Raw genomic sequence first — 10,709 nt, 5'->3', positions numbered from 1 at the left:
TGATTTCGATCCTAGACAAATCGAATTATCGCAGCTCAGAGCACCTTTCGCCATTTCAGCGACCAGTTGTCACCAATTACAATGAATGGCCGAGGCTAACCCCACCGTGACCACTCGCACCGGCGGCATCCCCTTCGGGGTGGCGATCGCCGACTTCAACCACACCGGTCATCCCGGCCTGGCCATCAACAACGTGCTCCCGGTCCCCGGCGGCGTCGGCATCATGGACAACGACGGCAACGGCCACTTCGCGCCGCCGCGATGGTTCGGCGCCGGATTGCTGAAACTCGGCATCCAGGCCGGCGACCTCACCGGCGACGGATGGCCGTCGCTGGTCGTCGAGGACCGCGCCACCTCCGGAGTCTGGGTCATGCTCAACGACCACCACGGCGGATTCCTGCCACCGCGCTGGAACCTGCTCCTGCTGCCCGACGAGGACATCAAACTCTCCGACGTCGATGGCGACGGCACCCTCGATCTCGTCACCGCCAACATCGCGGCCTTCAGCTTCTCCGTGCATTACGGCAACGGCGACGGCACCTTCGGCCCACTCGTACCCACCTTCGGCGCCGTCGGTCCCTGCGCCGTCGAACCCGGCGACTACACCGGTCACCATAACGGCCTGCAGGACATCGCCGTTGTCCAATTCGTGCCGTCGGTCGTCCAAATCTGGCGCAACAACGGCGACCACACCTTCAGCTACCTCGAACAACACACCATCGGGCTCGGCGGCCAGGCCGCGCACGCTGTCACCTTGAACCACGATCGGCTACCCGACCTCGTCACCGCCAGCACGTTCTCCCAGGATGTTGCCGTACTCGTCAACAACAACCCCGCCAACCGGTGACCGACTTCGACTCACATGATCGGACTGCTGGCCGGGGGCGGTGAGCTCGGCACAGGGAATGAGGGAGTGGTTCGGCACGGGGCTACGTCGGTGTCGTTGGTGAGACGTCCGCCCGATGGGCAATGCGGCCCCCCGGTGTCGAATCGGCCAGCGCGAACGCCAGTCTTCTCGACCTGCATCGCGTGCACGGATGTAGGTCATGCGCATCTACGCAGGTCGATCCGTGTGGTTGAAGTACGTGTCCCCCTCCGGATGCAATGAATCGTGAATTACCTTGCAACACAATGGGAGTCATGCTATCTGATTCCAGAGTCGTATTGGACCCCCACCGCGGTTCGGTCCGTGGGCGTGTATACCGTTCAAGGATGAAGGCCGGAGGCGGCTTCACCGACATCTTGGGCCAGTTACCGGCGTGGATTGCCTTGTGAATCGGCGCTTTCCGGGCGTAAACCGTCCGCGTCGGGTTCGAGCGCATCGATCGGCCATCGAGGGGTCGGATTCCGTTGCGGGAACGTCTATTTCGTATCGCCCGCACCGAGCACGGCCACAACGGCATCCGCGAGCTCGGTGCAGCTCGGATCGCGATCACCGCGGCCAGATCCGCGCGCACGGTGCTGGGGTGCCGCCACGAGATGATCGACCGCACCTCCGTGTTCCTCATCTCGGCCTGCTCAGCGTCGGATGTCGCGGCCCGCTGGTCAACGTCGCAGACTTCGCTTGATGCGCTGTATCTGGCGCAGCCCGTTTGGTGCCACTGTCAGCGCGGCATAGATCACGGCCGGCCGCAGGTCGCGGCGCTGTTCGAGGGCGAGCCGGACCTGCTCGCGAGCCACCGCGAAATTCTCCTGGGCCAGCGCCGCCCGAGCCCGGCGCATCGCCTGGTGAAACCTGGCCTCGCGCAGCTTCCGGTCGACGGCGGTGCGCACGGCCGGGTCGTCGGACATCGTGGCGATATCGGTCAATGCCCGCTGCATATTGTCTTCGTAGATCGCGAATTTGGCGGGATCCTCGACCGCGCGACAAGCGGCGAGACGCTCCGGCAGTACTCGGATGTCACAACCGCCGGCCAGCATGCGCGCGGACAGCATGAATTCCTCGACCACCGGCAGGTCGGTCGGATAGCCCATACCTATCTGCCATGCTCGCGCGCGGATCGCAGCCGAGTAGTAGAGCACCGAGCCTGCCACGAACTCGGTGAGGGTTACCCGGTGGTCGACGCCGGGCTCGACGTCGACCCCGCCCTCTTGCCGATAGCTGTCGGTCACGATCACGCCGTCGTCGGTGAACCGGTACGCGTCGACGGCTATCACATCGGCTTCAGGCGCGTTCTGCAACGCGGTGTAGGTGTGCGCGCAGAATTCGGGCAACAATGTGTGATTGCCGTGCACGACCGTGAATATCTCGCCGCGGGCCTGCGTGACGGCCGCGTTGACTGCGGCGGCGAGACCCTCGTACTCGTTGCGCAGCAACTGAATTCGCGGATCGTCGGCGTAGCGGTCGACGACCTGGACGACGACGTCGGACATGCCATTGTCTACGACGATGAGTTCCCAGTCGGTGAAGGTTTGCGCGACAACGGAGTCGATCGCCTCGGCGAGATGGTCCTCGCATCCGTGGGCCGCGGATACGATACTGAACACGGGAGAGTGCATGGCTGAACCCATTTCGGTCGCTGGAAACCCCTATCCCGGCACTCGCTGGCAACCGACCACGGGTCGGATTGGTACGCGAGGTGCCGGACACCGATCACACATACGGTAACCCGCGTGCGGGCCACACGAAACGATATCCGCGTTTCCGTCGTCATGAATGAGCTTGCGCGACATAGTGATCCGCCTCCGCGGGCCTGCGGCCGAACCCGGCAGCCCATCGATGAAGTCGCCGACGATGAGTTCGGGTGCTACCGCAGTATCAGGTCTGGGCCGTAGATACGAGCGATCGGCCACGAAACCGATAGTCCCGCTTGCTGTTTCGTTGGCAGCAGTGGTTACAGTGGTGCGAGTCCCGCCTCTGTCGTGGCCTGTGAGAAGCCGTCGTGATAGACGATGCCCGGTGGCGCGATCTTCGAGTCGCGGTAGTATCCCTGTTTGAAATAGACGCCGCCTCCATCCGGCATGAGCGTGCGGACCATGCATCGCGTCGCACCTGCGCACGGGGCGGCGCTGAATACCTGGGGAACTCCCGCGACCCACAGCTCGATGAAACCCACCTGGTCCTGCGTCGACCATTTGACGTGCAGCTTGATGTCGGTCCACACGTCCGCGGCGATCGGCGCGCTCCACGGCGTGAACGTGGGACCCGGGACATCCGGTGCGTTCCAGGTCGAAATGACGATGCCCCAGCGGTTTACCCCGACGTTGGTCGGCCCCGCGTCGATGGCCAACGGCGGCGAGCCGTCTTGATCCGCGTGCCACTGGGAAAGTACGGTCCAGCCCCGATCCGCGGGGAATCCGCTCGCGAATCGCGTGCTCCACTGGTACCAGCGGTCATCGCCTTCGTCGGCTCGGGTAGCTTCCTCGCCACTGACCTCCGCTCGGTCACCACAGCAGATTCCGTTCGGTGCATCGCCCTGGTGGACTTCGAACCGCGCTGCGAAGCGACTGCCCTCGCGCACAACGGTCTTTTCGATCTGCATGCTGTAGGACGAGCTGTGGTCGTTCGCGCAGGGTGTGCTCCCCACCGCTACGTTCTGGCAGATTGCCCACTGATCGAAATTGCCGGTAACGAAGTCGCCGACGAACGAATGCGCCGGAGTCGGCGCTGGTACCGACGTTGGAGCTGCTGGTGATGTTGGAGCCGGCACCGGTTCGGGAGACGAGCAGGCCGCGATGAACGATATGAGCACGAGCGCGACGGCCGCGCGCAATGGACGACTCCGGCGTGGCACCGCGTTGCGCATCCGATCCGATGTCATGGGGCCGACCAGTTTTCGCTCATACCCCTACCGCCAGGTCGTCGCGGTCAGGGACTCGTACCAGGCTACCGTGTCGGCCAGGCCCTGATCGAAGTCGGCGCGGGGCCGATAGCCGATGGACCGCAGCCGCGAGATGTCGACGACGAGCTTTTCCGGATCGCCGGGACGATTCGCACCGCTGTAATCGAAAATCGGGCTGACGCCGGTGATCTTGCACAGCGATTTCGCGAGCTGATCAATGGTGTACTCCTTGCCGGCCCCCACGTTGTACGCCTCGCCCCGCAATGGCGCATTCGCCGCGACGGTCATGGCCGACCGGGCCGCATCCTCGACGTAGAGGAAGTCGCGGACCTGGGTCCCGTCGCCGTGGATGAACAGCCTCTCGCGGTCCCGGGTGAGTTTGACGAGCAGGTCGAACACCACCTGCTTGCGCTGTCGGGGGCCGAATGCCGAAAAGTACCGCACCGAGGCCATTTTCAGCCCGTAGAGATCTGCGAACACCGCGAGATAACGCTCGGCGGCCAGCTTGCCGACACCGTAGGGTGAGATCGGTACGGTGGGATCGTCCTCACTGATCGGGACGTGTACCGAATTTCCGTACACCGCGGCACTCGAGGCGAAGACCAGCCTGCCCGGCCACTGGAGTAGGCGCAGTGCCTCGAGTAGGCGGAAGGTGGTGGTGAAATTGAGTTCACAGTCGACCGCGGGCGCTTCGACCGACGGCGGGACGTACGCGTTGGCCGCCAGATGAAAGATCACGTCGACCGGGTTCGCGGTCAAGTATTCGGCCCAGTCCATGACGCGAATGTCGCGCTCCCGCAGCGTAATCGCATCTGCTACGGCAGCCAGATTGGCGCGACTGCCTGTCGCGAAGGTATCCAATACCGTCACTCGTGCGCCGGCGGTGACGAGCAGTTCGACGAGGTGCGATCCGATGAACCCGGCGCCACCTGTCACCAACGCCGACGTCGCGGTCCAGTCCACGTTCTGAATGGATTCGGCCTGATTCGATGCGGTCATGGTGTTTCCTTTCCGGCTATCTGCAGATAGGTTTCGATCGTGCGCCGCGCGACCGCATCCGGATCGAATTTGTCCCGGGCGATGATGTGGCCGCGCTTCCCCAGATCCAGAGCAAGATCTTGGTTTTCGAGAAGAGTCACCATGTGTGCCGCGAGCGCGGGCGCGTCATTCGGCTCGACCAGGTAGCCGTTTTCGCCGTCGACCACCATTTCCGCGACACCGCCCACCCGCGATGAGATCACCGGCTTTCCCGCGGCCATCGCCTGCGCGAGGATGGTCGGCGAAGTCTCCTCGTGGGAGAAGAGCACGACCGCCCGAGCTTGCGCGATCTCTTCGCGCAGGCGCTCGTTATCGACCATTCCGATGAATTCCACGTGCTGATCGAGGCCGAGCGTCGTCGTGTGTTCACGGACAGCGCACGCGTACTCCGAATCCGGTTGTGGGCCGACGACTATCAGGCGTGCCTGCGGAACCTGCTGCACCGCAAGGGAAAAGGCAGTGAGGAGACCCTCCGGATTCTTCCGTGGCGACAGCACGCCCGCGAAAAGCAGCCGCTGACCGGTCGTGGCCGAAGGGGCCAGCGCGAAGAACTCCGGAGCCGTCGGGTTGGGGATGCTGACGTGCATGCCGTGGACGAGTCCGGCCAGCGCTTTCGCGTCGTAGTCGGATATCGAGATGACCACTTTTGCCCGGCGCAGTATTCGGCGGACCATCCCGGCGACCAAGTAGTAGCGGATCCACTCCTTGATACTGGCCCGCGCCTGCAGTTTCGTCTCGAGATGCACCAGCCCGTGCACCGTGACAATGGTGTTCGGGCTCACCTGGGTGGCAATGTCGCCGCGCAGGCCGATCTCTTGTGCGTGCACGATGTCCGGCGCCAACTCGGCGATGATCCTGCGTATCTGCCGGACATCGAGGAACGACCTGCTGGCTACGCCGAGCCTGCGCTGCCCGCGCAGATACCGAACCTCGACTTTCGGGCCTTCGCGGCGGGTATGCACCGGGACTTCACCGGTGTGGAACCGCAGCACGGTCAGCTTGTCGATCTCGTCCCTCGCGGCCAGTGCGGGAACGAGAGTGCTTGTCACCGACTCGATTCCGCCCACTATCCGGCCCGGTTCGAGCGGATAGGTCGCAATCATGACGACGTTCAACCCCACGGTTACTCCTCGGTGTAGCCCGGTCGCCGGTACCCCGCAGGTCGGGGAGCGTTCTAACTGCCTGTACGACAACGTGTTTCGTTGGCTGCAGCCCGGGTATCGACATCGCGACAGCGGCCTTCACGGTCGGCGGGTCCAGAGCGGATCAGCGAAATGCGGTTCACAGAAGCGGATTTCGCGCCGTCGCTCGAAACCCGACAGTCGAGTGCTGCGCAACGCGACCCGGTGTCCGGCGACCAGTACGGGACCCAGGCAAGGCGGCATGTCGTAGAAGGTACAGCAGAGGTCGGCCGTGGGCAGGCGAGATTGCCAACCTTCGCAAAGGGCTTGCGGGCGTGGCGATTTGAGATACCGTTGCCGTGCGCTTACCGGCAGTCGCGACGCACGATCAGTGGAGGTGGAGATGGCAGCCGGACTGCCGTGTGGAGGTGCTGGGCACCGCATCCTCATCGAGAACAGCGAATATTGGCTTCGCAACTACGGCGATCTCGCGATGCTGGACGTGACGGTACGCAGGCTCCAGCAGCGTTGGCCCAAGGCTCGCATTGGGATCATGACGGAGTCGCCCGCGCTGGTTTCCGCGTATTTTCCTGGCGCAGTGGGTATTACGGTCGGCGACAGGGACCCGTGGGGATCGCCCCGAGCGGCGGAACGGCTGGCCGCCGAGCTCGGTCCCGCCGTTGTCGGTCCCGCGGCGGTCGCGTGGCTGCGGGCGAGGGCTTGGTTGCTACCGCGGGCGATCCGTGCCAGAGACCGTATCCGCCGCATGGTCGGCTCTCGGGTTGCGCCACCCCTATCCGCCGGTCGCACCGCGCAGGTCGCTCGGGTGCTTTCCACGGGTGGCTCCGGCGGCGTGGCGGTTGGTACAGAGACTGTTTCGCGAATTGTGACAAGACATCCCGGCGCAGCCAGGGCCGTACGTGAAGCATCGCTGGTCCTCGCGCTCGGCGGCGGATACCTCACCGACGCCGACATCCCGCAGGCGGGCCGCGCGCTCGAGCTACTCGAATATGCAAGCGACGCAGGCATACCCACGGCAATGGTCGGTCAGGGGCTGGGCCCGCTGCGCGATCCGGAGTTGCGGAAGCAGGCGGCGCGGGTACTGGCGAAGCTCCCACTGATCGCGTTGCGCGAGCGCCGGCGCGGCCCTGCGCTGCTCGACTCGCTCGGTGTCGCGCCGGATGTGGTCACCGTAACCGGCGATGACGCAATCGAACTCGCATGCGACGTTCGAAAGCATCAGGTGGGCACCGATATCGGTGTCTGTCTTCGGATCGCCGAGTATTCGCCGGTGAGTCGGCACGCACAGGATTGCGTCGGTGTGGCAATCCGCAGGGCCGCAACGGAATTCGGTGCGCTACTCGTACCGCTCATCATAGCGGAGACGCCAGGTTCACCGGACCGGCGGACGACGCTGCCGCTGGTGCGCGGCAGTGCGAACGCGGTAGCGCCGGTCGGCGGATTCGTGCACCCGAGCGTGGTCGCCGAGCAGGTCACACGGTGCCGGGTACTCGTCACGGGCGCTTACCATCTCGCGGTATTCGCGCTGAGCCACGGGATCCCGGTCGTCGGCCTGACCTCCACCGAGTACTACGACGACAAATTCCTCGGGCTCGCCGACATGTTCGGGGGCGGCATACGACTGATACAACTCGACGACTCGCATCTCGGCGAGCGGCTCGCCGTCGCGATCCGTGACGCGTGGGGCGAGGCCGAAACCGTTCGCGACGCCTTGCGCACGCGGGCCGATGAACAGGCAGCCGCCAGTAGGCAGGCATTCGAGCGATTGTTCGCGCTCCTCGAACGGACGCACGTCGAGCATGTCTAGCCACGGCGGGCCGCGTGCCGAATCGACACTGTCGCGACGGATCGGCCGCGTGGCCGGCGCATCGGCAGTGGCGCTCGTGTTCACTGAGCTCGTATCCTTCGGCCAGACCATCGCACTGGCCCGGTTGCTGAGCCCGGCCGAGGTCGGCATGTTCGCGGCGGGCACGGTGCTCACGATGCTCTTGACGACGTTCGTCGAGGGCGGTCTGCGATCGGGCCTGGTGCAGCGCGAAGACCAAGTCGCCGATGCCGCCGAGACCGTATTCCGCGCCACGTTCGCCAATGGGACAGCGATGGCGTTGGGTGCGTTCGCCGCCGCACCGATTATCGGGATGATCTTCCATAACCGGACCGTCGGGTTGATCGCGGCGACCACCTCCGGTTTCCTGTTGATCTTCGCGTTGACGAATGTGCCGGAAGCGTTGCTGCAGCGCGAATTCAGCGTCAAGCGGCGGATCATCGTCGGCCCGGCCGTTTCGGTGAGCTTCGCGGCAGTCTCGGTGGCGCTCGCCGCCTGCGGATTCGGTGTCTGGAGCATGGTCGCGGGCACCTATGTGTCCTACGCCGTCTGGGTGGTGACGGTCTGGTGGCTGGCCGGGTGGCGGCCCGGCCAGGGGCACGCCTCGTTTCGGCTCTGGCGTGAGCTGGCGCGGTACGGCTCACCGGTGGTCGTGAATATGCTCGGCGCGCGGATACAGACCTCGGTGGAGGCCGCGGTCGTCGGTCGCGGCCTCAGTTCCGCGGCGCTCGGGTACTACCGCTACGGCCAGCGGATCGCGCAGATTCCTGGTCGCTTCATCGTCGAAGTCGGTGCGACCTCGTTGTTTCCCGCATTCTCCCGTATCGCGGAGGAGGGGGATCGGGATCGGCTGGAGGCGGCGTATCTGCGAGCGTTGCGGCTCGCGACCGTGGGCGCGGCTGCGCTTTCGGGATTGATCATCGCGCTCGGTGAGCCGGCGGTCGTCGTCGTCTTCGGTGATCGCTGGCGCGAGGCGGGCGGTGTGCTGGTCGCCATGGCGGGCCTGGGCCTCGGCAAGGCGTGGATGAGCGTCAGCGAGGAGGCGATCAAAGGTTGCGGTCGCACCGCGTTGCTGAACTGGCAGACAGCAATCGAGCTGGGACTCGGTATCGGGCTGCTTCTCGTACTGATCAAGTCTTTCGGGCTGATCGGCGTCGGGCTCGCGACCTCGGTTACCACACTTGTCGTCGCCGTGGTCGTATCGAGCATCGCGCGTTCGGTCATCGGTATCTCGCTGCGCACATTCGCCCGCACCGTCGCCCCACCGCTGCCCGCGGCAGCGCTTGCCCTCGCGGCCTGCTGGTGTCTCGAACACCGTGTCCTGCAAGCAGATACGCGGCCGACCATCGTCGGAATCGGCGCACTGATCGTCGACGCGATCGTGTTCGCCGCGGTCTATCTGCTCGTCCTCGCGGTGCTCGCACCCGATGTGTTCCGTGGATTGGTCAGTCTGGCAACACGATCGGTACGCCGCGTCATTCCAAGAATCGCGAGGGAGATGAGTTGAACAGCGCCGCAAAAGTTCACGTCAATCGGGTATGGCGCCGCAAATGGCTGATACTTGCGATTACCGTGCTGGCTGTCGTGCTCGGCGTCCTCTCCACCCGCGACGCGCGGCCGATGTACACCAGCAGGGTGGCCATGACGATCGGCTCGCCGAACCGGGCCCCGGACCAAGACGCCGTCTTGTCGGTGGGATACGCGGAGTACTTCACCGATCCTGCCTATCAATCGAAGCTGCGGGCAGCAGTCGGGGTGCCGAGCGGCGTGCGCCTCGCCGCCAGAACCGTTGCGTCGAGCCCGATTCTCTACATCGAGTCGACGGCGACCACGCCACCGGACGCCCAGGATGCTGCGACCAAGGCGGGCGCCGCCTTTCGCGACGAGATCAACGCCAGGTTGCGTGCCGCGCAGGATGCCGCGATCGCGGCGGTGCGCAAGCCGTTCGACGATATTCGCGCCGCCAACGGCGTTGTCAGTGATGTAGCGCTGACGCAGATGCAGGATCGGATCAACCAGATCAACGCCGATACCTCGAACAAGCTGATCGACCTGCAACTCGATTCCGATGTGATGCGAAAGAAGCCGTCGCGGTTGCCGACCATCGCGGCTTACGGTCTAGCCGGACTTCTGTTCGGTGGTCTTGTCGCGCTCGTTCTCGGCGCCGTGTCGAGACGGTTGCGCACTGCCGAGGATGTCGAGGTGAAGATCGGCGTGCCCGTGATCGCTGTAGTGCCGGATGAGTCGAATAGCCGTGCCACTCGGGATACGGCGATGCGGCAGGTGGTGACCGCTGTCGGACTCGCTTCGCCGGGAGCGAACGCCGCGGTGGCGATCACCTCGCCGGGGCCGACGAGCGGTGTGGAGACTGTGGCTCGGATTGTCGCCGAAGAGCGCGCCAGGCAGGGTATTCGGACGATTCTGGTGCACGCCGATCTGCGTCATCGGCAGGGTGTCGGTGTCGGTGAGCTGTTGGCGGGTCACGCGAATATCGACACCGTACTGACCGCGACATCGCTGCCGAATCTGCGTGAGGTGTTCCCGGGCACCACCGGGGAGGACCCGTTCACGGCCATCAGCCGAGAGCGGTTCGCACGGTTGCTGACGCTGCTGCTCGACCGCGCGGACTTCGTGGTCGTCAGTGTGCCGCCGGTACTCGAGGCGGTCGAAGTCCAGGTCGTCGCGGCCGCAGCGGGTTCGACCGTGCTGGTCTTCGATCGGGCGACGACGAAGGTTGCCGACGCTCGTCGCACCCACCGTATACTGCGCGCGGTCGATGCGAACGTGCTCGGTGCCGTGCTCATCGATTCGGGCGATCGATCGAGTGCCGATGTCCCCGCCCCTGCGCAGGTGGATCCGGCTGGCGATCCCACATTCACCGCGGCGGGCGCCATCGAATGACAGGTATGAAAGGGCAACGGG

8 protein-coding genes are annotated in these 10,709 nt (G+C 65.0%); 4 read left to right on the top strand and 4 right to left on the bottom strand.

Annotated features, from left to right (window positions below):
- Positions 1-106: 106 nt before the first annotated feature.
- Entirely contained in the window at positions 107-847 is a 741-nt protein-coding gene (locus ACIA76_RS41350; protein WP_397160690.1) for an FG-GAP repeat domain-containing protein, read from the top strand.
- A 698-nt stretch (positions 848-1,545) separates the two neighbouring features.
- On the opposite strand, the gene ACIA76_RS41345 is transcribed toward ACIA76_RS41350, so the two are convergent.
- From ACIA76_RS41345 to ACIA76_RS41330, 4 genes are all read right to left on the bottom strand, one after another.
- The gene (locus ACIA76_RS41345; RefSeq protein WP_397160688.1) at positions 1,546-2,487 is read right to left on the bottom strand and encodes a glycosyltransferase family 2 protein; all 942 of its coding nucleotides are present in this window, start codon (positions 2,485-2,487) and stop codon (positions 1,546-1,548) included.
- Positions 2,488-2,834: 347 nt separating this feature from the next.
- On the bottom strand, positions 2,835-3,746 hold the full coding sequence (locus ACIA76_RS41340) for a heparin lyase I family protein (protein ID WP_397160686.1): 912 nt from the start codon (positions 3,744-3,746) through the stop codon (positions 2,835-2,837).
- Between the two features lie 42 nt (positions 3,747-3,788).
- Positions 3,789-4,781, bottom strand: coding sequence for an NAD-dependent epimerase/dehydratase family protein (locus tag ACIA76_RS41335; protein WP_397160684.1), 993 nt, complete (start codon positions 4,779-4,781; stop codon positions 3,789-3,791).
- Entirely contained in the window at positions 4,778-5,941 is a 1,164-nt protein-coding gene (locus tag ACIA76_RS41330; protein ID WP_397160682.1) for a glycosyltransferase family 4 protein, read from the bottom strand. Before ACIA76_RS41330 ends, ACIA76_RS41335 begins: the two co-directional genes overlap by 4 nt.
- 292 nt (positions 5,942-6,233) lie before the next feature.
- On the opposite strand from ACIA76_RS41330, the gene ACIA76_RS41325 reads away from it, so the two are divergent.
- From ACIA76_RS41325 to ACIA76_RS41315, 3 genes are read left to right on the top strand one after another with little or no spacing between them, the layout of a single operon-like run.
- On the top strand, positions 6,234-7,769 hold the full coding sequence (locus ACIA76_RS41325) for a polysaccharide pyruvyl transferase family protein (protein ID WP_397160680.1): 1,536 nt from the start codon (positions 6,234-6,236) through the stop codon (positions 7,767-7,769).
- Positions 7,770-7,818: 49 nt separating this feature from the next.
- Positions 7,819-9,294, top strand: a complete 1,476-nt coding sequence (locus ACIA76_RS41320) for an oligosaccharide flippase family protein (protein ID WP_397160678.1) — start codon at positions 7,819-7,821, stop codon at positions 9,292-9,294.
- A complete protein-coding gene (locus ACIA76_RS41315) occupies positions 9,291-10,688 on the top strand; it encodes a Wzz/FepE/Etk N-terminal domain-containing protein (protein ID WP_397160676.1) in 1,398 nt (465 codons plus the stop codon). Before ACIA76_RS41320 ends, ACIA76_RS41315 begins: the two co-directional genes overlap by 4 nt.
- The last annotated feature ends 21 nt before the right edge of the window (positions 10,689-10,709 follow it).

Source organism: Nocardia sp. NPDC051570 (genome assembly GCF_044454005.1).
Taxonomy (GTDB): Bacteria; Actinomycetota; Actinomycetes; order Mycobacteriales; family Mycobacteriaceae; genus Nocardia.
The sequence above is the reverse complement of the archived record's forward strand: the minus strand, read 5'-3'. Positions and strand labels throughout refer to the sequence as shown.

What these genes read in the sequence shown, in the direction of transcription:
- ACIA76_RS41340 (WP_397160686.1), bottom strand. Translation starts at nt 3,746, where the DNA reads ATGCGCAACGCGGTGCCACGCCGGAGTCGTCCATTGCGCGCGGCCGTC.
- ACIA76_RS41335 (WP_397160684.1), bottom strand. Translation starts at nt 4,781, where the DNA reads ATGACCGCATCGAATCAGGCCGAATCCATTCAGAACGTGGACTGGACC.